Source organism: Staphylococcus argensis (assembly GCF_002902305.1).
Taxonomy (GTDB): domain Bacteria; phylum Bacillota; class Bacilli; order Staphylococcales; family Staphylococcaceae; genus Staphylococcus; species Staphylococcus argensis.
Genome location: NZ_PPPX01000001.1, coordinates 849,808 through 871,257 on the forward strand (window position 1 = coordinate 849,808; position 21,450 = coordinate 871,257).

21 protein-coding genes and 1 riboswitch are annotated in these 21,450 nt (G+C 38.8%); of the genes, 13 read left to right on the plus strand and 8 right to left on the minus strand.

The genetic code is table 11. The features are described 5' to 3' along the window. Window positions 1-85 precede the first annotated feature (85 nt). The 9 genes from CD039_RS04105 to lysA all read left to right on the plus strand — a co-directional run bounded on the left by CD039_RS04105 (window position 86) and on the right by lysA (window position 10,914). The gene (locus CD039_RS04105; RefSeq protein WP_103371236.1) at window positions 86-1,696 is read left to right on the plus strand and encodes an ABC-F family ATP-binding cassette domain-containing protein; all 1,611 of its coding nucleotides are present in this window, start codon (window positions 86-88) and stop codon (window positions 1,694-1,696) included. A 570-nt stretch (window positions 1,697-2,266) separates the two neighbouring features. Next, window positions 2,267-2,492: riboswitch (Lysine riboswitch) on the plus strand. 83 nt (window positions 2,493-2,575) lie between these two features. Beyond that, a complete protein-coding gene (locus tag CD039_RS04110) occupies window positions 2,576-3,778 on the plus strand; it encodes an aspartate kinase (RefSeq protein ID WP_103371237.1) in 1,203 nt (400 codons plus the stop codon). A gap of 24 nt (window positions 3,779-3,802) precedes the next feature. Continuing rightward, window positions 3,803-4,786: an aspartate-semialdehyde dehydrogenase gene (locus CD039_RS04115; RefSeq protein WP_103371238.1), complete on the plus strand. Its 984-nt coding sequence runs from the start codon at window positions 3,803-3,805 to the stop codon at window positions 4,784-4,786. A gap of 43 nt (window positions 4,787-4,829) precedes the next feature. Continuing rightward, window positions 4,830-5,714, plus strand: coding sequence for a 4-hydroxy-tetrahydrodipicolinate synthase (gene dapA, locus CD039_RS04120; protein WP_103371239.1), 885 nt, complete (start codon window positions 4,830-4,832; stop codon window positions 5,712-5,714). After that, window positions 5,714-6,436, plus strand: coding sequence for a 4-hydroxy-tetrahydrodipicolinate reductase (dapB, locus tag CD039_RS04125; RefSeq protein WP_103371240.1), 723 nt, complete (start codon window positions 5,714-5,716; stop codon window positions 6,434-6,436). Before dapA ends, dapB begins: the two co-directional genes overlap by 1 nt. Window positions 6,437-6,453: 17 nt before the next feature. Beyond that, a complete protein-coding gene (gene dapD, locus CD039_RS04130) occupies window positions 6,454-7,173 on the plus strand; it encodes a 2,3,4,5-tetrahydropyridine-2,6-dicarboxylate N-acetyltransferase (protein ID WP_103371241.1) in 720 nt (239 codons plus the stop codon). A 244-nt stretch (window positions 7,174-7,417) separates the two neighbouring features. Further along, window positions 7,418-8,575 (plus strand): M20 metallopeptidase family protein, encoded by a 1,158-nt coding sequence (locus CD039_RS04135; RefSeq protein ID WP_103371242.1) that lies wholly within the window; start codon window positions 7,418-7,420, stop codon window positions 8,573-8,575. Beyond that, window positions 8,572-9,645, plus strand: a complete 1,074-nt coding sequence (locus CD039_RS04140) for an alanine racemase (protein ID WP_103371243.1) — start codon at window positions 8,572-8,574, stop codon at window positions 9,643-9,645. Before CD039_RS04135 ends, CD039_RS04140 begins: the two co-directional genes overlap by 4 nt. Before the next feature lie 3 nt (window positions 9,646-9,648). Further along, window positions 9,649-10,914 (plus strand): diaminopimelate decarboxylase, encoded by a 1,266-nt coding sequence (gene lysA, locus CD039_RS04145; protein ID WP_103371244.1) that lies wholly within the window; start codon window positions 9,649-9,651, stop codon window positions 10,912-10,914. 68 nt (window positions 10,915-10,982) lie between these two features. Here lysA and cspA read toward each other — a convergent pair whose 3' ends face one another. Beyond that, a complete protein-coding gene (cspA, locus tag CD039_RS04150) occupies window positions 10,983-11,183 on the minus strand; it encodes a cold shock protein CspA (protein WP_103371245.1) in 201 nt (66 codons plus the stop codon). A 180-nt stretch (window positions 11,184-11,363) separates the two neighbouring features. Then, window positions 11,364-11,672 (minus strand): regulatory protein MsaA, encoded by a 309-nt coding sequence (msaA, locus tag CD039_RS04155; protein ID WP_103371246.1) that lies wholly within the window; start codon window positions 11,670-11,672, stop codon window positions 11,364-11,366. A gap of 279 nt (window positions 11,673-11,951) precedes the next feature. Here msaA and CD039_RS04160 point away from each other — a divergent pair, with 279 nt between their 5' ends. From CD039_RS04160 to CD039_RS04170, 3 genes are read left to right on the plus strand one after another with little or no spacing between them, the layout of a single operon-like run. Then, the gene (locus CD039_RS04160) at window positions 11,952-12,221 is read left to right on the plus strand and encodes an acylphosphatase (RefSeq protein ID WP_103371247.1); all 270 of its coding nucleotides are present in this window, start codon (window positions 11,952-11,954) and stop codon (window positions 12,219-12,221) included. A gap of 13 nt (window positions 12,222-12,234) precedes the next feature. Further along, window positions 12,235-12,858 carry a 5-bromo-4-chloroindolyl phosphate hydrolysis family protein gene (locus CD039_RS04165; protein WP_103371248.1) on the plus strand — a complete coding sequence of 208 codons (624 nt, stop codon included), beginning with the start codon at window positions 12,235-12,237 and terminating at the stop codon, window positions 12,856-12,858. Between the two features lie 27 nt (window positions 12,859-12,885). Further along, window positions 12,886-14,028: a toxic anion resistance protein gene (locus CD039_RS04170; RefSeq protein WP_103371249.1), complete on the plus strand. Its 1,143-nt coding sequence runs from the start codon at window positions 12,886-12,888 to the stop codon at window positions 14,026-14,028. 219 nt (window positions 14,029-14,247) lie between these two features. Here the strand turns inward: CD039_RS04170 and brnQ3 are convergent, their stop codons facing one another. The 5 genes from brnQ3 to CD039_RS04195 form a co-directional block, all read right to left on the minus strand. Further along, on the minus strand, window positions 14,248-15,591 hold the full coding sequence (gene brnQ3 / locus CD039_RS04175; RefSeq protein ID WP_103371250.1) for a branched-chain amino acid-like transporter carrier protein BrnQ3: 1,344 nt from the start codon (window positions 15,589-15,591) through the stop codon (window positions 14,248-14,250). Window positions 15,592-15,720: 129 nt separating this feature from the next. Next, a complete protein-coding gene (locus CD039_RS04180; protein WP_103371251.1) occupies window positions 15,721-17,607 on the minus strand; it encodes a vWA domain-containing protein in 1,887 nt (628 codons plus the stop codon). Window positions 17,608-17,619: 12 nt separating this feature from the next. After that, window positions 17,620-18,351: an ATP-binding protein gene (locus CD039_RS04185; RefSeq protein ID WP_049410764.1), complete on the minus strand. Its 732-nt coding sequence runs from the start codon at window positions 18,349-18,351 to the stop codon at window positions 17,620-17,622. Between the two features lie 156 nt (window positions 18,352-18,507). After that, the gene (locus CD039_RS04190) at window positions 18,508-18,711 is read right to left on the minus strand and encodes a DUF6501 family protein (protein ID WP_002471003.1); all 204 of its coding nucleotides are present in this window, start codon (window positions 18,709-18,711) and stop codon (window positions 18,508-18,510) included. A 30-nt stretch (window positions 18,712-18,741) separates the two neighbouring features. After that, window positions 18,742-19,551: a VOC family protein gene (locus tag CD039_RS04195; RefSeq protein ID WP_103371253.1), complete on the minus strand. Its 810-nt coding sequence runs from the start codon at window positions 19,549-19,551 to the stop codon at window positions 18,742-18,744. Between the two features lie 188 nt (window positions 19,552-19,739). On the opposite strand from CD039_RS04195, the gene CD039_RS04200 reads away from it, so the two are divergent. Continuing rightward, window positions 19,740-19,943 carry a Mid2-like cell wall stress sensor domain protein gene (locus CD039_RS04200; protein WP_103371254.1) on the plus strand — a complete coding sequence of 68 codons (204 nt, stop codon included), beginning with the start codon at window positions 19,740-19,742 and terminating at the stop codon, window positions 19,941-19,943. Window positions 19,944-20,181: 238 nt separating this feature from the next. Here CD039_RS04200 and sucB read toward each other — a convergent pair whose 3' ends face one another. Further along, window positions 20,182-21,444: a dihydrolipoyllysine-residue succinyltransferase gene (gene sucB / locus CD039_RS04205; RefSeq protein ID WP_103371255.1), complete on the minus strand. Its 1,263-nt coding sequence runs from the start codon at window positions 21,442-21,444 to the stop codon at window positions 20,182-20,184. Window positions 21,445-21,450: the final 6 nt, after the last annotated feature.

Here is a 21,450-nt window from a genome sequence, read left to right on the forward strand (position 1 = left end):
TATCACGATTCTCATCATGACTATCGAATGCGCTCTTATTATATGTTATAATTTGTCCGGTATAATAACGTAAAGGAGTTATGACATGTTACAAGTTTCAGATGTAAGTTTGCGTTTTGGGGACCGTAAGTTGTTTGAAGATGTAAATATCAAATTTACTGATGGGAACTGCTATGGTTTAATCGGTGCGAACGGTGCCGGTAAATCTACATTTTTAAAAATATTATCTGGTGAAATTGACGCTCAAACAGGCCACGTTTCTATGGGTAAAGATGAGCGTTTAGCGATATTGAAACAAGATCACTTTGCATACGAAGATCAACGCGTACTTGATGTAGTTATTCAAGGTCACGAGAGACTGTTCAATGTAATGAAAGAGAAAGACGAAATTTATATGAAACCTGACTTCAGTGACGAAGACGGAATTCGTGCGGCAGAACTTGAAGGCGAATTTGCAGAGATGAACGGTTGGAACGCTGAAGCGGATGCAGGTTCTCTCCTATCAGGTCTCGGGATTCCTGCTGAATTGCACGACAAGACAATGTCTGAGTTAGAGAACAATCAGAAAGTGAAAGTCCTCTTAGCTCAAAGTTTATTCGGCGATCCTGACGTCTTACTTCTCGACGAGCCTACCAATGGTCTCGATATCCCAGCGATTAACTGGCTTGAAGATTTCTTAATCAATTTCGAGAATACTGTGATTGTCGTTTCACACGATAGACACTTCCTCAATAACGTATGTACGCATATTGCAGATTTAGATTACGGTAAAATTAAGCTCTACGTCGGCAACTATGATTTCTGGTATCAATCCAGCCAACTTGCGATGAAGATGGCGCAAGAACAAAACAAGAAAAAAGAAGAAAAAATCAAAGAATTACAAGACTTTATCGCACGTTTCTCAGCAAACGCATCAAAATCTAAACAAGCGACAAGTCGTAAGAAACAATTGGAAAAAATTGAACTTGAAGATATTCAACCGTCCTCAAGACGTTACCCATTCGTCAGATTTACACCTGAACGTGAAATCGGTAATGATTTATTATTCGTCAATAATGTGTCTAAAACAATTGACGGCGAAAAAGTGCTTGATGATATCTCCTTCACTATGAACCCAAATGATAAAGCTGTGCTCATTGGCGATAGCGAAATCGCTAAGACAGCGTTGCTTAAGATTCTTGCAGGAGAAATGGAGCCTGACGAAGGCTCAGTCAAATGGGGTGTAACTACTTCACGTAGTTACTTCCCTAAAGATAATTCCGCTTATTTCGAAGGCGTAGACATGAATCTTGTTGATTGGTTACGTCAATATGCACCTGAAGATGAACAAACTGAAACATTCTTACGTGGTTTCTTTGGTCGTATGCTCTTCAGCGGTGAAGAAGTTAAGAAGAAAGCTAGCGTCTTATCTGGTGGTGAGAAAGTACGTTGTATGTTGAGTAAGATGATGTTATCTGAAGCGAACGTACTTCTCATGGATGAACCAACGAACCACTTAGACCTTGAAAGTATTACGTCTGTGAACGAAGGCTTGAAGAACTTTAAAGGCTCTATCATCTTCACTTCACATGACTTTGAATTTATCAATACGATTGCGAATCGTGTCATTGATATTAATCAACCTGGCGCAGTTTCTAAAGAAATCCCTTATAGTGAATATCTTGAAGAAATTGGTGTCATTAAACCTCAAAGTTAATCATCCTTAAAAAATTAATATTATCTACTTTTTTCAATGTTATGACTCTCGCTTGCTAATGGAACCACACTCAACTCATTCTTTGCGTACAAAGTGCTCAAAGAATGGATTTTCGTTGTTGTTAGGTTCCATCAAGCGTCTTGAGTCGACATTGAACATTAACTTATCATTTATTTTTATGATGATTTTCTTTTATCCTTAATGAACCGCCATTTTTTAATTGAAGCAATTCTTGCATTATATTTTATACCCTCATAAGCTATTTTCCCTATTTCTATTGATTTTACAACTATGCTAGGATGATCCAACGTTTCATCGCTAACGATATAATTAACCATCGCTCAACTTACATCATTTCATCAATAACTGACCAATATACCACTCCTTTCAATCATAATTCTTTTTTATTTCCCTAATTTTCTCACTCGCATATCTTTTATTTTTACACTTATGTAGCAATTACATATTTATCGTACATTATTTTTCAGATTTTTTTGATTAAAAGTTACATTTGAGGTTTACAGGCTATGAGCATCTATGTATAATAAAAAACATATTGAAAAGCTAATAATTCAAAGATGAGGAGCATCAATCATCAGTAAATGTTAGACGGCCTTTGATTTCTTTTTTGTTAATAATTATCTGAAAAGGAACACTATTCCCTACCTGCTAGTAGCTAACATTGAAAGGGTGCGATGCCGAAGTGATTTCTCTTAGCAGAGGGAAATCATTGGACTTTCTTGTTAATAGCAAAGAGTCTGTCATTATTGTTAGATAATGGAGTGCATCACTTGTAGATAGATTGAGGACAAGCTCGCATTCCGAACTTGTTCTTTTTTTATTACTGTGATTCTCCCCTAATTGAGGAGGATATTGAAATTGAAACGAAGTGTTTTAAAGTTTGGGGGCTCATCTGTCAGTGATTTTCACAAAATTAGAAATATTGCCGATATGTTGAAAAGCCGCGTAGAAGCAGGAGAACAACTCATTGTAGTAGTCAGCGCAATGGGCAAGACGACGGATGAGTTAATGAAAAATGTCTCGACGCTTACTACAAAACCTAAAGAACAAGAACTTGCCCTACTGCTCACAACGGGTGAACAACAGACGGTATCATACCTTTCAATGGTACTCAATGATATCGGAGTACACGCTAAAGCGATGACGGGCTATCAAGCAGGCATCAAAACTGTAGGACATCATCTTAAGAGTAAAATTGCAGAAATCAACCCACAAACGTTTGATCAAGCATTTGAAACCAATGATGTACTCGTCGTTGCTGGCTTCCAAGGAATTAATGAACATGATGAAATTACTACGTTAGGACGTGGAGGTTCGGATACGACAGCTGTTGCACTAGCAGCAAGTAACCAGATTCCTTGTGAAATTTACACCGATGTAGATGGCGTTTACGCGACGGATCCGCGTATCTATAAAGATGCGAAACGACTAGAATATGTCTCCTTTGAAGAAATGATGGAGATGAGTGCATTAGGCGCGGGTGTGTTAGAAACGAGAAGTGTTGAAATTGCCAAAAATTACAATATTCCAATTTATCTTGGCAGAACCTTATCAAATGTGAAAGGAACTTGGATCATGTCTAGAACAGAGTTGTTAGAGAAGAAAGCAGTAACCGGGGTTGCATTAGATCGTAACATGATGCATGTAACGATTAGTCATCCCCTACCAGATAATCGTCTATTGACTACCCTCTTTGATCAATTAGAAGAAGGTTCAGTCAACGTCGATATGATTTCACAAATTATTAATATCGAAGGACTTCAAATGTCATTCACCATCAAAGATACTGACTTAGGACAAATCAACGGTATACTTGAACATTTATCGAATGAGTTTAAAGCGTTAGATTACAAGATTAATGATTCTTACGTGAAGATTTCACTTATTGGTTCAGGCATGCGAGACATGTCAGGTGTTGCATCTCGAGCGTTTATTACGTTAATCGAGAACGATATTCCATTTTACCAAACGACAACATCAGAAATTAGTATTTCAAGTGTGATTGATGAGGAGAATGGTGATAAAGCCGTTTCCGTCCTTTACGAAGCATTTGATATTTAAATCAATCCAGAGGAGTGTATATAGATGACAAGATTAGCAGTAGTTGGTGCCACAGGACTTGTGGGTACAAAGATGTTAGAAACGTTAGATCGCAAAGCCATTCCATATGATGAACTCGTATTGTTCTCCTCTGCTCGCTCAGCAGGTCAGGAAATTAATTTCCAAGGACAAACATATATCGTTCAAGAGCTCACTGAAGAACGAGCGAAAGAACATTTCGATTATGTCTTAATGAGCGCGGGTGGAGGTACGAGTGAGCATTTCGCTCCCCTTTTCGAAGAAGCAGGCGCTATCGTCATTGACAACTCAAGTCAGTGGCGTATGACAGAAGATGTGGACTTAGTCGTTCCTGAAGTGAATCAACCTCATTTTACTAGAGGGATTATCGCTAACCCGAACTGTTCGACAATTCAATCTGTCGTGCCTTTAAGACTCTTACAAGAACGTTTCGGACTTGAACGTGTGGCTTATACAACATATCAAGCTGTTTCAGGTTCAGGTGTGAAAGGTAAAAGGGATTTAACAGAAGGTGCGAATGGCAAAGCGCCTGAGGCCTACCCTCACCCGATTTATAACAACGTCTTACCACACATTGATGTGTTCCTTGAAGATGGCTACACGAAAGAAGAACAGAAGATGATCGACGAAACACGCAAAATCTTGAATGATGAGACTTTAAAAGTGACAGCCACTTGTGTGCGTGTTCCAGTACAAGATAGCCATAGTGTTCACATGAGTGTGACGTTAAAGGATACAGCATCAGTAGAAAGCATTCAACAACTATTTGATGAAGATGACCGTGTGGTACTCATTGACAACCCAGAACAGGATGAATATCCACTCGCTATTCATTCTACAGGTAAAGATGAGATCTTTGTCGGACGTATTCGTCGCGACGATACTTTAGACAATACATTCCATGTATGGTGTACTTCTGATAACTTATTGAAAGGCGCTGCGCTTAATGCAGTTCAGATCTTAGAACAAGTCATGCAACTGAAGAAATAACCGAATTGCCACAATATTAATAACTTGAAAGGAGTTATATATCATGACACATATTTTTGAAGGCGTGGGTGTTGCTTTAACAACCCCTTTTACCAATAACGAAGTAGATTATGGTGCGTTACGTGAACACGTGACATACTTACTAGAGAATAACGCGAAAGCAATTGTTGTTAACGGAACGACTGCTGAGAGCCCTACGTTAACGGATGAAGAGAAAGAACAAGTATTAGAAACGGTCGTTGGACTCGTTAATGGCGAGGTTCCGGTTATTGCAGGTACAGGTACGAATAATACAGCGAAATCAGTAGCAGCATCGAAACGTGCGAAAGAGTTAGGTGCAGATGGCGTAATGTTGATCACACCTTACTATAATAAAACGAATCAACGTGGCTTAGTTGAGCACTTCACTACGATTGCGAATGAAGCTCAAATTCCAGTAGTACTATATAACGTGCCTTCACGTACGAATATGACGATTGAGCCAGAAACGGTTGAAACGTTGAGTAAAAATGAATATATCGTCGCATTGAAAGATGCTACGAACGACTTCGAGTACTTTGAAGAAGTGAAACAACGTGTAAACACAGATCAATTCGCATTACTTAGTGGTAATGATGATAACGTAGTTGAATTCTACAATCGTGGTGGTCACGGCGTTATTTCAGTTATCGCCAATGTTATTCCACGAGACTTCCAAAGTTTATACGACGCTAAACAAAATGGGGAAAATATTGAAGAAGCATTTCAACCAATTGGTCGCTTGTTAGATGCGACGAGCATTGATGTCAATCCAATACCAATTAAAGCTTTAACTGCTGTCGAAGGGTTCGGTAAATATGAATTACGTTTACCGCTCGTGCCACTTCCTGAAGCTGAACGCAAAGGATTAGAAGATGCTTACCAAAGTTACAAAGCAGGTGATTTATAATGAAGATTCTCTTAATCGGCTACGGTGCAATGAACGAACGTGTGGCACGCTTAGCAGAAGAGAATGGTCATGAGATTGTCGGTACGATCGTAAGGGATGCGTCGAAGTCGTATCCCTACCCGACCTTTGAACATATCAGTGAGGCTAAAGAAGCGGAGGTAGCTATCGATTTTTCAAATCCTGAGCTATTATTGCCTCTACTAGACGAAGATTTCAACCTTCCTTTAGTCGTTGCCACTACTGGTAAAAAGGACGAGATTATCGATAAACTTCAAGCGCTTGGTAAACAGATGCCCGTCTTCTTTAGTGCAAACATGAGTTATGGCATCCATGTGCTGACTAAATTATTAGAAACAGCAGTGCCATTACTTCAAGATTTCGATATCGAACTCACTGAAGCACATCATAATAAAAAAGTGGATGCGCCAAGTGGAACGCTCGTTAAACTTTATGACGTCATTGATGAATTACGACAGGATTTAGAACCTGTTTATGATCGACATGAAAATGATGAGAAACGTCAACCGAATGAGGTGGGCATTCACGCGATTCGTGGAGGCACTATCGTCGGTCAGCATGATGTCTTATTTGCAGGTCAAGATGAAACGATAGAACTTACTCATCGCGCTCAATCTAAAGATATTTTTGCAAATGGCGCATTAAATGCAGCGACGAAGTTAGTAACTAAAGAGAATGGTTTCTATACATTTGATAATTTATAAACAAAGGAGAGAGATGGATGGTACAACATTTATCAGCAGAAGAAATTATTCAATACATTAGTGATGCAAAGAAATCAACACCTTTAAAGGTGTATGCGAATGGGAACTTTAGTGATGTCACTTTCCCAGAACAATTTAAAGTCTTCGGTTCAGATGATTCGAAAGTCATCTTCTGTGAAGCCGCAGATTGGAAACAATTCTACGAAGCTAACGCATCTTCGATTGAAGAATTAGAAATTGAGATGGATCGTCGTAACTCAGCTATTCCTCTCAAAGACTTAACGAATACTAATGCACGTATTGAGCCTGGCGCATTTATTCGTGAGCAAGCCATTATTGAAGACGGTGCAGTAGTAATGATGGGCGCTACAATTAATATCGGCGCGGTCGTTGGCGAAGGTACGATGATCGATATGAATGCTGCGTTAGGTGGTCGTGCGACGACAGGTAAGAATGTACACGTCGGTGCAGGCGCAGTGCTTGCAGGTGTCATTGAGCCTCCAAGTGCGTCCCCTGTTGTGATTGAAGACAACGTTCTTATCGGTGCAAACGCAGTTATCTTGGAAGGTGTCACAGTTGGCGAAGGTGCGATCGTTGCTGCAGGTGCGATTGTGACTCAAGATGTGCCAGCGGGTGCAGTTGTAGCCGGTACGCCAGCGAAAGTTATCAAACAGACATCAGATGTTGATGATTCTAAACGTGAAATTGTTTCTGCATTAAGAAATTTAGATAATTAAGGTTATTCTCGGTATGAAAGTTTGAATTGATCTTTAGATAAAATGATTATTTTTTAAGAAACGCTTACACATACTTAGAAGATATTCGTTCATTTCTTACCGAGCTACACCATATTCTTCTTAAGGGATAACTTCAGAATCGTTCTAGCTTTAGCCAGTTATAGCAAGGATCTTGACTATAGCTTAGGTGAGGTTCGAACTCAGTTATCCCTTATACATATTTTAAACTAAGGATGGGATTGTTATGAGTGAATTAGAATTTGTTACGCAACACCGACGGCATTTACATGCGCATCCAGAGTTAAGCTTACATGAATTTCAAACGACAGAATATATCGTGAAGTTTCTTGAAGATTTAGGCATTGATTATGAGCGCCCTCTCGATACAGGCGCTATTGCCTATCTAGAAGGTAATGGTGATCATACGATTGCTTATCGAGCAGATATCGATGCGTTACCTATCTTTGAAGAGAATGATGTAGACTATCGAAGTCAAGAAGACAACGTGATGCACGCGTGTGGTCATGATGGACATACAACGGCACTTATGCTGTTTGTCCAAAGATGTAAACGACTCAGTGACGAAGGTCGATTGCCGCAAAATGTTGTCTTTATTTTCCAACCAGCTGAAGAAACAGGTGGTGGCGCGAACCGTTTAATCAAAGCGGGTGCGTTCGAAACTTATGATATTGAAGCGGTCTTCGGTATCCATGTCATGCCTTTCGTCGATGAAGGTCATGTTGCTTTGCGTGATGAGGAAATCACTGCTAGTGCGACAGAATATCGCTTTTTCTTAAATGGCCTATCTAGTCACGTCGCGGATAAAGAGCAAGGTCGTTCATGCGGTGAAGCCTTACAGCACGTACTGACACAAGTCGGTCAAATTCAGCAGTTTCATCTCAATGGCTTGAAACGTAATATCGTACATATGGGACACTTTGAAGCAGGTGAAGCGATTAATACAGTGCCTAGTCACGGTTATTTAGAAGGTACAATTCGTACATATGATATGCAAGATCTAGCTATTGTTAAAAATCAAATGGAACGCATTGCTGAAAGTGTGAAAGCACTTTTCAATGTAGACTGTGAAGTGAAATTTGAAGAAGGTTACCCCCCTACTTATAATGCACCTGAACTCAGAAAGTTCGTCGACAAAGGTATAACCGAAGCTGGTTTAGGTATCATCGATAAACCAACGCCATATCTCTTTGGGGAAGATTTCAGTTTCTATAGTCAACTTGCGCCAAGTTATTTCGTGTTTGTAGGAACACGAGACGAAAGTAAAGGTTATGTCACTGGATTACATACCTCTCATTTAAACTTTAATGAAAGTATGCTCATTCGTGTGGCAGATTATTATGAACAAATCTTAATGAACTACGAAGAGGTGCTTGCACAATGACAGCGATTTGGTCAGTAGATCGTCAGACGTTTATAGATAATGCACAACATGTTAAAGGTAATAACAATGTGATGGCTGTCGTGAAGAATAATGCGTATCACTATGGATTAGAATTCGCTGTTGACTCCTTTCTAAAAGCTGGCATAGATACGTTTAGTACGACTTCTTTAAAGGAAGCGGTTCGTGTACGTAAGCTAGCGCCAGAAGCAACAATCTTTCTCATGAATCCGAGCTATGAGTTCGACACGGTACGCCAGTACGACATTCAAATGACTTTACCTTCTTTGGATTATTATTATCGTCATAAAGAACAACTGCAAGGTATTAAAGTTCATATTGAATTTGAGAACTTGCTACATCGTTCTGGCTTTAGAACACTTGCTGAGATTCATGAAGTATTAAGTGCGATTGAGCAAGAAGATGAAGATCAGCGCGTCATTGTTGAAGGATTATGGACACACTTTGGTTATGCCGACGAATTCGATGTGTCAGAATATCAAATTGAAAGACAAGCTTGGTTAAAGATTGTCGATACACTGCTTTCAGAGGGTTATCATTTTAACCTGATTCACGCGCAAAATAGTGCGAGTTACTATCGCGAAGAGGGCTTACTCCCCCACCATACTCATGCACGTATAGGTATCGCTCTATACGGTTCACGACCTTACAGCTCACTTGATCCGAGCGAAATCACGCAAGCACTAACGCTCAAAGCGAATGTCATTCAAATTCGAGACGTGCATCAAGGAGATTACTGCGGCTATAGCTTTGCTTTCGAAGTCACAAAGCCTCATACGAGATTAGCAGTCGTTGATATCGGTTATGGCGATGGTGTCCTTAAGTCTCGTGCACAGCATGATGTGCTGATTCACGGCCGTCGTTTCCCTATTCGTGCTTTGATGATGAGCCATATGTTTGTAGAAGTAGATGAGACAGTCCATGCAGAAGATGAGGTTATATTATATAATGGTGATATACGTGTAGATGAATTTACATTTAAAGGTGTGGGCGCGAACTCTGAACAACTCAGTGCGCTCAATCATCATTCATTGATAAAGGAGATACGATAAGTTATGGCTGTTAAATATAATGAGTATGGTGAATTAACGATGGGTGGTACGAGCTTAAAGACCCTCGCTCAGAGCTTTGGTACCCCTGCTTTCGTTTATGATGAGGACGAAATTCGTAATCAAATGCGTCGTTATCACGAGGCTTTTCGTAAAAGTGGCCTGAAATACAATATTTCTTACGCATCAAAAGCTTTTACTTGCCTACAAATGGTCAAATTGGTCGACGAAGAGGATTTACAACTCGATGTCGTGTCAGAAGGCGAGCTATACACAGCACTCGCTGCAGGTTTTGACCCATCACGAATCCACTTCCATGGCAATAATAAGACGAAACGTGAAATTCAATATGCATTGGAAAATCATGTCGGTTATATCGTGATTGATGCTCTAGAAGAAATTGATTTAATCAATAAATATGCGAGCGAGCCGGTAGATGTGGTAGTTCGCTTGAACCCTGGTGTTGAAGCACATACGCATGAGTTTATTCAAACGGGTCAAGAAGATAGTAAATTTGGTCTTTCAATCAAACATGGTTTAGCTAAAGAAGCAATCGAAGCGATTAATGACAAAGAGAAATTGAATCTCAAAGGGGTTCACTTCCATATCGGTTCTCAAATCGAAGGTACAGAAGCAATGATCGAAACTGCGAAACTCGTGCTTCAATGGTTAAAAGACAATAACATCGAGGTTGAATTACTCAATTTAGGTGGTGGCTTCGGTATTAAATATGTAGATGGTGACACGAGCTTCCCTATCGAAGAAGGCATCGCAGAAATTACGAGTGCGATTAAAGAAACAGCTGAATCATTGGATTACCCTGTGCCAGAAATTGGTGTTGAACCAGGACGTTCTATCGTTGGTGAAGCGGGCGTGACTTTATACGAAGTCGGAACAATTAAAGAAATCCCAGGTGTAAATAAGTATGTTTCTGTAGACGGTGGTATGAGTGATCATATCCGCACAGCATTATATGATGCTGATTACGAAGCGCTATTAGTCAATCGTGAGGAAGAAGCGGATGAAACGGTAACGGTTGCTGGTAAACTCTGTGAGTCAGGCGACATCATCGTGCGTGAAGCGAAACTTCCTTCGTCTGTACAACGCGGTGATTATTTAGCTATTCTTTCAACAGGTGCTTATCATTATTCAATGGCATCAAACTACAATCAAATGCAGAAACCACCTGTATTCTTTATGAAAGATGGTAAAGCGCGTGAAGTGATTAAACGTCAATCTCTACGTCAACTCATCATCAATGATACGAAATAAAGTTAAAGACACAAAAAAGAGCCTTAATTAAGGCTCTTTTTTGTGTCAATTGGTATTAAAATCTATAATTATAGTTTAACAACGTTTGCAGCTTGAGGACCGCGGTCGCCTTCAACTACTTCAAATTCAACTGATTGACCTTCTTCTAATGATTTGTAACCTTTTTGGTTAATAGCTGAGAAGTGTACGAATACGTCGTTTTCTCCTTCAACTTCGATAAAACCAAAACCTTTTTCAGCGTTAAACCATTTAACTGTACCTTGTTTCATATCTGTGAAACCTCCAAGACTAAAATTCAATCAATATGCGTTATTCGCATATTACAAAAAATACGGTTTCACAGTCAAACTGAAATACAATATTCTTTGCAATATGGAATAATACTTATTGCTTGATTACCAGTATACGTTAAAGCATGTTAAAATGCAATACAATTATCAAAAAAGGAATTATTCAATAATTGGTAGATTATAATAAACTTCGTTATTATTTAATACTATGAAACTATAAAATATTTGTAGGTCTTCGTCACAATCTTCACAGAACCCTAGTTCACAGTTATTGTAAAAGGCATGTATGTTGTACTTCCCTACGATATAGTTATCATAGTATGCTTTAGCCTTAGTAATCAATTTACGATAAGCATCTAACATCTCGGCGTAAGTTTCATAGTTGTAACGTTCAATAATACAGTCTGTCCAGTCACTAAAAAGCCACCAACCTTCGTAATCAGCTCTGATCTTTGTAACTGTCCACATCCCTTATTACATCCTTTCGATTATCTCGCTATACGCAATTTGAATACCTTTACTATGAGTTGATACCAAAATATTCTGAGACTTTCACTACCCATCTTATTAGAATTTAGATAAGTGATAGCGCGCTTTACGTATGTAACAAAGTAACTATAATATTTTCAGAGTTTATAAATCAAGTTTTACGACTCATACTTTCGACCGATGTTACACTACGAGTGCAACGCAAATATTAGTTTTGCGCCTTAAAATTTCGTATAATAAGTATATGAGGTGATATGAATGGAACGTAAGCATATGAAAGTGTATGGCACTGTTCAAGGTGTTGGATTTCGTTACTATACACAGAAGTTAGCTAAAAAATATGGTGTAGTCGGCACGGTGCAAAATGTGCAAGACTATGTAGAAATATATGCGCAAGGTGACACAGAACCGCTAGCACAATTTGTCGAAGCTGTATCACAAGGCGCTTCCCCTGCTTCAAAAGTTGAAGATGTTGATATTGAAACATTAGAAGTTGACGAAAGCTTAAAGAAATTTAAAACAATATAAAGGAAGATGAAACTTGAGATATAACATTTCTCGTATTATTGGCGCTGCCTTTGCATTTCCAGTTGCTGTCATTGCTTGGATAGTCAGTTTATTTGCGTTAGACATCTATGTCATTATCGATGTGTTAATCTCAATTGTGACGTTCGGAATCGTTTACTTCCCTACCCAACGTCTTTCTTCACGAAAGTATCTTCAAGAAATAGGTTTATCCCGTAGAGATTATCGATTCGTTCGTCATCAACTTAACGATGCTCAAGACAAGATTAGACGTATCTTGAGAACGTTTATGAATGTACGTTCGATTAAAGATTTTAAACAGGTAAACGAGATTTATCGCATTGCACGAGCGATCTATTATACCGTAAAGCAACAACCGTCGAAGTTCTTTATCGTAGAAAGTTTCTTCTATTCGCATATCGATAATGCATTGAATCTTATCGAAGCTTATACGCGTCTCACACGCTCACCGAAGAAGACATCGACAGAGAAGCAAAAGCTTGAGCAAACACGTATTACGCTAGATGAAATCAAGCGAACGTTAACAGCTGATTTGAGACGCTTGAACGAGGATGACTATCAAACGTTAGATGTCGAAATGGAAGTTAACCGTATGGAGCAAAAGCGCTATCGTAACTAAAATGTATGAAGAAATGGAGCGAATGACATGTCTAAAGACAAAGATATCATGAATTCTTACCCTTTAGATCACTATTTGAATGACAATTCACAGACAGAGACTCATTTGCAAGAACCACAACATAACTTTACTACAGAAGAGCAACAACAAATCGATCGTTTAGCAGAACAAATCACACCTATGGAGCATGAATCGTTGCTCAATTATGGCACAGAAGCTCAGAATCAAATGTCGCAGTTCTCTCATCGCATATTGAATGAAGTAAAGTCTGCAGATGTGGGACCTGTGGGTGAAACGTTAAATGGCTTGATGAAAAAGTTGAAATCTGTGAATCCTGATGATTTAAATGTGGAGAATCAATCAAAACTTAAACGTTTATTTAAAAGAGCTAAAGCTTCAGTCAATGAAGTGTTCTCTCGCATGCAATCCGTCGGTGCTCAAATTGATCGTATTTCAATAGAATTAGATAAGCATAAAGGCAACTTGAAACAAGATATCGATTTACTCGATGAACTTTATGATCAGAACAAACACTACTTCGATGATTTAACATTGTATATTGCAGCTGCACAAAAGAAACAACAGCAAATTGAAAGTGAGACGTTGCCTGAATTAAGAGCGCACGCCCAACAAACCGATAATCAGATGGATGTACAAGCTATCGCCGATATGGAGCAGTTTCAAGAACGTTTAGGCAAACGTATTTACGACTTACAACTATCGCGCCAAATTGCATTACAAACTGCACCTCAAATCCGCATGATACAGAATGTCAATCAGGCTTTAGCTGAGAAGATTCAAAGCTCTATCTTAACGAGCATTCCATTGTGGAAGAACCAAATGTCTATCGCACTCACGTTGATGCGTCAACGTCACGCTGTGTCAGCACAGAAAGCAGTGACTGATACGACGAATGACTTATTAAAAACAAATGCTTCCATGCTGAAAGAAAATGCTGTTGATACTGCACGCGAGAATGAACGTGGCGTGGTTGACTTAGAAACATTGAAGACGACGCAAAATGATATCATTGAGACGATTCAGCAGACGCTACAAATACAACAAGAAGGACGTGCACAACGTCAAAAAGCAGAACATGAACTCGTGGGACTTGAGCAAGATTTAAAGCAACAATTATTATCGATGAAACAGAACTCACCACATCAATGAATTAAATAACTTAAAGAAATGAGATGGAATGATGAAGGTTCCATCTCATTTTTTATATAAAGAGACGTAATCGATCTATAGTTCGCTTCATTACTACTTTGAGCACTCTTATACGAGAGAGCAACACATCTTTCCTTTCTGCCCTACTGTTCCCCTCTATACATCAAAAAATGCCAGGATGATTGTTTTGAAATCACCCTAGCATTTAAATCATAACGTCTATTCTTTTTCATAATGAATAGGTTCTTGTTTTTTTACGAATGTAGAAATAATGTAACCAATAATGACTGCAATAACCGCAATTGGGAACCATTCTAATGAATAATCCTTCAATGGTAGATTTGCGATAAATGGTATTTTAACCCAACCTTGACTGTCGATCACACCAAGGATTGAAATAATTGTCACGATGAGTATCGTGAAGCGTTGTACGATAGGCTTCGTCGGTATGAAGCGAGCAAGTAGTATGAGGATAACTACTGTAATAGCAATTGGATAAATGACGCTTAATACCGGTACAGACATTTTAATCACAGAGTTGAGACCCATATTAGCTAAGATAAAGCTGATGACTGTAAATAGGATCACGTAAGATTTATAAGAAATCTTTGGAAAAATTCTGTGGAAGTATTCTGATACGGATACGACTAAACCACAACCCGTAGTCAGACACGCAAGCGCAACGATGATTCCAAGCAAGTATTTCCCGAACGAGCCGAAACCAACCGTCGCAATCGTTGTAAGCAGATATGTACCGATATTCTGGTCATTCGCTTTCAACTGATGCATTTGACTATCTGAGATATGCATGTGGTTACCGATAGAGCCAACACAAATATAGATAATGATTAAACCTATAGCTGCGATAACCCCTGCTATCGCTGTTTGTTTAAAAATGTTATCAGCATGTGATACACCTGTCGCCTTCACTGCGTTCACTACGATCATTGAAAAGGCAATCGCTGCAATCGCATCCATTGTTAAGTATCCTTCAGTAAAGCCTTTAGAGAACCCACCTAAAGCTGAAGTATAAGGTGATACGCTCGTACTTTGTGCATTGCCACCGAAATCGATAAAGCCTTTGATAATCATAGCGAGAATCGTGATAAGTAAAAGTGGTGTCAGTAATGAACCCACACGATCCACCATCTTGTTGGGGTTAATACACAAGTACAGTACAATCAAGAAATAGATTAAACTGAAGATAAATAGCGCTAAGCTACTGTTCGTATGTGCGATCGGCGTTACAGTCATTTCAAAGGATGTAGATGCAGTACGCGGGATAGCGAACAATGGCCCTATTGTAAGATAAACGACCATTAAAAAGATAACTGAAAACTTAGGAGAAATCTTATTTAATGAACCGATATAACCTTGTTTATCAACTGCGCCAATAATCACAGCCATTAAAGGTAAGCCAATACCTGTTAAAGCAAAGGCGATAATCGATGGCCAGAAGAATTGACCACTTTCAAGTCCTACATTGGGAGGAAATATTAAGTTTCCTGCTCCAAAGAACATTGCGAATAATGTAAATCCAATAATCCATGTATTCTTTCTCATGTTAGTACTCCTTTAAATCAATTCATTAACAATATTTTATATTCTAACATGATAAAGAACAGGCGTCTATAAAAGTTTCAGAATATTTAAAAATAGTTATGTTAATTGTATTTTACAATGACTGTACGACTAAAAAGATTTCAATAAAAGTTTCTTTAGTAACGGTGCAAGATGACTTGGTAAATTCTGCACGCCTTCAACAAAGATGGAGAATGTACCATAAATATTATGAATCGTTTCTTCTATGTCTTCAGTAATCGGGTCTTGACTGAGAAAAACATTGAAGACTTCTATACCCATCTTACGTGCGGTTTCTACAGCTTCATACGTATCCAAGATACCATCTTGACTATAATTGTATGCGGATGGTTCACCATCTGAGAAAACGATTAGGAAACGCTGTTGATGAGAGCGGCGAAGCAAACGTTCACTCGCAAGTCGAATTGCGACCCCATCTCGGTTATCATCTTGAGGCGTTAATGCCATAATACGTGCGCCTTCTCTATCAAAGTGTGAGCGGTCATAGTTGATGATTTCATCGATAATATTAGGTTGTTCGCGATCGTCTGCTTCAAACGCATCTTCATTGAATGCGAGAATCTCATGTTTCACTTGTAAGGCTTTAAGTGTTTCGTGGAAGAGCACCACGCCCTTGATTGTTTCATCCATCTTGTCGTGCATACTGGCTGATGCATCGACTAATAGTGTGAATGTCGCGTCAAATTGACGACTGAGATCTTGTTTTTTATAGAATAGTTTATATTGGTCATCAATAAACCAGTTAATGAGGTCTCTTTGTAAGCGACCTTTCGTTAAGTTATGACGTTCATCTTGACGTTCACGTTCAATCGTTTTTTTAATAATTTGAGTGAGATCTTTAATTTCGTATTGCACATCTTTTTCAACTTCTAAATATTGACTGAAATATTCTGGTAAAATGTCAGGAACATTCCAATCCACAGAGACGTTCTCATTAATTCCTTTTAAAGCAAAGAGCGAATTCTGACCCACCATGCCGCCGAGTTCATTATCAACAGTTTGACGGCTTCCTTTGCCTTTAGTAGAGGCGACATCGGTAATATCATCGCTCGCGTCACCTTCTCTGGCAGTATCATTGTTCGAAACGCTATCACTGGTTTCACCTTCATGCAATTCCATCTCTAAATAAGATCCGCCCTCTGATTGACTATCTTGTGCCTTCGCTTCAATCTCTGCACTCGCAATATCTTCACTTGATTCTTCTGAATGTTGGTCAGTTTGACTGGCGTCCACGCGCTTCAACTGATCATCTTGCCATTCTTCTAGTTCAGAATAGACTTTCTTAGGAAGATAGTAATATTCGTTCAACATATCTTCTTTCAACAAATCATCAATTTGGAACATAATTCTTTGCGCCATATACATACTATCTTCGGAGCATGTGCAGTTAAAGAAGTCCGGCAAGTATTGGTACATCGCTACAAAGATATCGTCTAGGGAAGGATGTATCTCAGGCACATCGAAGAAATTCTGTTTGAGCACAGAACGTTCTAAATGTAGCAGCACTAAATCAGTATAGGTCGTCTTCGTTTCATAGACCTTGATTTGCGATTCGGTATAACTAAGCCGAGTCTGGTTACGTAATTCAATTGCTGCACGTGTACTAGGACGTTCTTCCACGATTTGATTTAAAATACGTTGATCTTCCAACATTTTAAAAATTTGTTGATAGAGCTTGGGATGTTGGAACTCTTGTTCCTCTATCACTTCGTTGACAATCGACGTGTCCATCCAGTGATAGCCGTAAGCAGCAAGCATCACGTCTGTCTTCAAACCGTTCGTCTCAATATACTTAGGTCGATGTGACCAGAATGTACTCGTGATCAGTGTATTCTCAATCGGGTTATAGTAAGGAAACTTTTGAATCTTCACTTGTGTTTGTGGATTGCGTAGTAACAACCTAGCCAAATCCTGCAACATCATGACTTGTTTCGCATCAAGTTGTTCGTCGTTAAACATGATAAAGCGTTCATTCATAGTTATCCCTCACTAAAAATTTAGTTCGACTGCATTCTCAATCGCTTGCTGTTCACGTTCATCTTCAAGTTTATCGATAATCGTACGTTGAATGGCACGTCTTACCGGCATGACTGTCGCAAGATCGCTCAAGTCGATTAATGCACGGATACTCGCAGCATCCTCGGAGATTTGTCCTTGTTTCGTCATCGTGCGTAAATCGCTATTAAATTGAACGATTTGTTTGATGAGTGACATATCATCCAGACGCGATTGTTGACGGATGACGTCGCTTAATATCGAACCATCGATGTAATCTACTTGAATGACAACGAAACGGTTCTTTAATGCTTCGTTCATCGGTAACGTACCTATGTAACCTTCGTTAATCGCTGCAATGACATTAAAGCCTGGTGCAGCATGAATGACTTCTCCCGTGAACGGGTTGGTTAATTTACGACGATAGTCTAACACGCCATTAAGAATAGGCAACGTTTCAGGTTTAGCCATATTAATTTCATCAATATAGAGGATATGGCCTTGACGCATCGCTTGAATGACCGGTCCATCGATGAAGACAATTTCTTGTTCACCTTTGTCGTTGGTCTGAATCGTCTTGAAGCCAAGTAAACTTTCAGCATCCAAATCAACGGAGCAATTGACTTGATGCATTGGAATGTCGACAGTTTCACTGAGTGTTTCAGCTAGCTTCGTCTTACCTGAACCTGTAGGCCCTTTGAGTAGAATATTTTTATTCAAAGCCATTAATGCTTGGGCGTCTTCGAATACTGTCGCATCATTATTGATATATTGTCCTTGTGCCAAGATGTAAGCACTCCTTTTACCTATAGTTGTATACAGAAAAGAGACTGGGTAATCACGAGTAAGTCACTCCCCAGCCCTTTCCAAATGTCAATATCTTTAAATTTCTTTAAAATACGTCTTGTAGTAACCGCCGACTAAACCAGAGTTATCGATGATTTGATAGTACTCTTCTGTCTCGTTTACTACATCATATTGTTGACCGACTGTAAGCATGTCTGACACTGTAAACTTATCAGCATCCGTATGAACGACTTCTACACGCTTGATCGGTGTCTTAGATTTCCATTCTTCATGTAACATAACTTTCGTTCCTTTCACTAAACTACCTATTTAATTATATTCTAAAGTTAAAATGAATGAAATACCACTCGCTTCATTAATTCGTAACGATTTTGTACTTTCTTGATCTAACGTTTGATAAGGAATACCAATTTCATCAAGTTCTTCTTTAGCGAGTTGGAATTGGCCTTGATCATCCGTTGCAAATTCAATTTGTTCTCCAATACCATAATCAGGTAAATCTAACGTTTTATCGGATTGATACATGTGTAATTCTCCGCCTAATCCTCCGTCACCAATTTTGAAGACGAGTACATCTTTATCTTCGTCTTCAGACAATGTATATTCCGCAAACGCTTCAATATCAAAGACACGGCTGAGCACTGAACGCGTTAGCAATAAATCATTCACACGTAGCACTACAGGTCCTAAACCTTGAATTTGGTGAAGCGGATTAACTGAACTGTACGTAGACGGCGTTCCTAAAGGTTCACCACTATTATGTTCGTCAGAATAAATGACGATACGATGACCCTCAGGACTCATGAAATGGAAGCACTTATGTGTATTTAACATCGTGATGTCACTGTATTGAATACCATGTTCGCCGAGAATAGTTTGGTATTCTTGTAGTGCCTCGTCAGTAGGAACACGTAAACCTAAACTGTAAATATGTTGGTCTTTCGTGCTGTAATGTGGTATCTCTACAAAGTGAACGCGTGTTCCCGGACTTAAATCAGCATCGCCAAAACGCAATGCTTCCCCATTTGTTTTCACATTCATACCCAATTGATCATGGAAGAGAGTAGAAATCTTTTTTAAATTTTTAGCACCAAGTGTTACACTTCGTAACCCTGTCATATTACCACACCCCTTTTATTTCTATTAACTTTAATTATAACGTATTCTGATTATGATTTATATGTTTAGACATTATGTGGGATGGATTTAAGTAGTAAAATAAGTTGTTGGAGAATTAACTATTTCTATATTAAAATATATTATAGAATAGTAGTAACGTTAAGTTCAGACGAAGGAGGTCTGTCATCATGTTTAACTTTTGGGTATTGTTCGGTATAACATTGTTGATTGCAGTTTATTGTGGTATTACGTTCTTCAGTAATATGTCTCAATCTGTACAGAATCGTAAAGATAATAAAAGTAAGAACAAGAATAACATTTATGGTATCGTGTTTGGTATTTTTATTGTGATTGCGATTATTGAATTACTCGTCTTTATCTTTGTTGGATAATCTTGCATTGCACAGTTCAATTGATAGACCTAAGTTGGAAAATGTTTGTTTTCCAGCTTGGGTCTTTTCTGTTTGGGCTGGAATAGCTCATATCTATTTTAGAAATGTTTATCACCTTGTTGGTGTAAAAAGAAAAAATAGAGTCTGGTAAATTTTCTTCACCAATCGTTAAAAGTGTATATCCAAAAAAACCCCTTGAAGATGATTGCTCACCTTCAAGGGGTTTATCTCATGCAAATTATGATTCAAGTAATAAGTCTTCAGGATTTTCAATTAAGTCTTTAATTGTTTTTAAGAATCCTACTGCTTCTTTACCGTCGATGATACGGTGATCATAGCTTAATGCTAAGTACATCATTGGACGGTTTTCAATTTTATCATCTTCAACCGCGATTGGGCGTTTGATGATTGAGTGCATACCTAAGATAGCAGCTTGGTTACCATTGATGATTGGTGTAGACATCATTGAACCGAAGATACCACCGTTAGTAATAGTGAATGAACCGTTCACCATATCGTCTAAGCCTAATTTCTTATCACGTGCTTTAACAGCTAAGTCTGCGATAGCACTTTCGATTTCAGCAAAGTTTTTCTTATCGCAATCTCTAACGAATGGTACTAATAAACCATCGTCTGTAGATACCGCAATACCGATATCGTAGAATTGTTTAGTAATCATGTCTTCGCCGTCAATTTCAGCGTTAACTTCAGGATATTTCTTCAATGCAGCTACTGCCGCTTTAGTGAAGAATGACATGAAACCAAGTTTAGTACCGTCGTGGTCTTTGATAAATTGTTCTTTCTTACGTTTACGTAAATTCATAACGTTCGTCATGTCTACTTCGTTGAAAGTAGTTAACATTGCTGTTTGGTTAGAAACCTCTAATAATTTCTTAGCAGCTGTTTTCTTACGACGTGACATTTTTTCACGTACAACTGGTTTAGAAGGTTTAGATGATTGAGCTGGTTTGCTGTCTTCTTTAGATGAAGAAGATTGGCTGCTAGAACCACTTGGTTGATTTTGTTTAGAATCAACGTCTTCTTTTCTTACTACATCTCCTGATTTGCCCGCTAATTCGCTAAGGGCGATACCTTGTTCACGTGCATATCTACGTGCTGAAGGTGTAGCGTTAACACGTTGACCTGATTGCTCGCTTGAATCATCTTGTGATTGAGCATCTTTGCTATCTTTATCTGATTGAGTGTCATCAGATTTAGATTCTTGTTTACTGTCATCTGAAGAAGATGAACCTGAATTACTTGGTTGACCTTCGCCTACAACAGCGATAGCTTGACCTACTTCTACAGTGTCACCTTCGTCGAATAGCGTTTCTTGTAATACGCCGGCATCTTCTGATACAACTTCAACGTTTACTTTGTCTGTTTCTAATTCAACGATAGCTTCACCTTTATCAACGCTATCTCCTACACTCTTTAACCATTCTGCAATGGTACCTTCTGTAATAGACTCTGCTAGTTCTGGAACTTTAACCTCTGGCATGTTGTA

Bases quoted from the DNA above. Each gene is read 5' to 3' on its own strand.
- CD039_RS04105 (WP_103371236.1), top strand. From the start codon at position 86: ATGTTACAAGTTTCAGATGTAAGTTTGCGTTTTGGGGACCGTAAGTTG.
- CD039_RS04115 (WP_103371238.1), top strand. From the start codon at position 3,803: ATGACAAGATTAGCAGTAGTTGGTGCCACAGGACTTGTGGGTACAAAG.
- dapA (WP_103371239.1), top strand. From the start codon at position 4,830: ATGACACATATTTTTGAAGGCGTGGGTGTTGCTTTAACAACCCCTTTT.
- dapB (WP_103371240.1), top strand. From the start codon at position 5,714: ATGAAGATTCTCTTAATCGGCTACGGTGCAATGAACGAACGTGTGGCA.
- dapD (WP_103371241.1), top strand. From the start codon at position 6,454: ATGGTACAACATTTATCAGCAGAAGAAATTATTCAATACATTAGTGAT.
- CD039_RS04135 (WP_103371242.1), top strand. From the start codon at position 7,418: ATGAGTGAATTAGAATTTGTTACGCAACACCGACGGCATTTACATGCG.
- CD039_RS04140 (WP_103371243.1), top strand. From the start codon at position 8,572: ATGACAGCGATTTGGTCAGTAGATCGTCAGACGTTTATAGATAATGCA.
- lysA (WP_103371244.1), top strand. From the start codon at position 9,649: ATGGCTGTTAAATATAATGAGTATGGTGAATTAACGATGGGTGGTACG.
- cspA (WP_103371245.1), bottom strand. From the start codon at position 11,183: ATGAAACAAGGTACAGTTAAATGGTTTAACGCTGAAAAAGGTTTTGGT.
- msaA (WP_103371246.1), bottom strand. From the start codon at position 11,672: ATGTGGACAGTTACAAAGATCAGAGCTGATTACGAAGGTTGGTGGCTT.
- CD039_RS04160 (WP_103371247.1), top strand. From the start codon at position 11,952: ATGGAACGTAAGCATATGAAAGTGTATGGCACTGTTCAAGGTGTTGGA.
- CD039_RS04170 (WP_103371249.1), top strand. From the start codon at position 12,886: ATGTCTAAAGACAAAGATATCATGAATTCTTACCCTTTAGATCACTAT.
- brnQ3 (WP_103371250.1), bottom strand. From the start codon at position 15,591: ATGAGAAAGAATACATGGATTATTGGATTTACATTATTCGCAATGTTC.
- CD039_RS04180 (WP_103371251.1), bottom strand. From the start codon at position 17,607: ATGAATGAACGCTTTATCATGTTTAACGACGAACAACTTGATGCGAAA.
- CD039_RS04185 (WP_049410764.1), bottom strand. From the start codon at position 18,351: ATGGCTTTGAATAAAAATATTCTACTCAAAGGGCCTACAGGTTCAGGT.
- CD039_RS04190 (WP_002471003.1), bottom strand. From the start codon at position 18,711: ATGTTACATGAAGAATGGAAATCTAAGACACCGATCAAGCGTGTAGAA.
- CD039_RS04195 (WP_103371253.1), bottom strand. From the start codon at position 19,551: ATGACAGGGTTACGAAGTGTAACACTTGGTGCTAAAAATTTAAAAAAG.
- CD039_RS04200 (WP_103371254.1), top strand. From the start codon at position 19,740: ATGTTTAACTTTTGGGTATTGTTCGGTATAACATTGTTGATTGCAGTT.
- sucB (WP_103371255.1), bottom strand. From the start codon at position 21,444: ATGCCAGAGGTTAAAGTTCCAGAACTAGCAGAGTCTATTACAGAAGGT.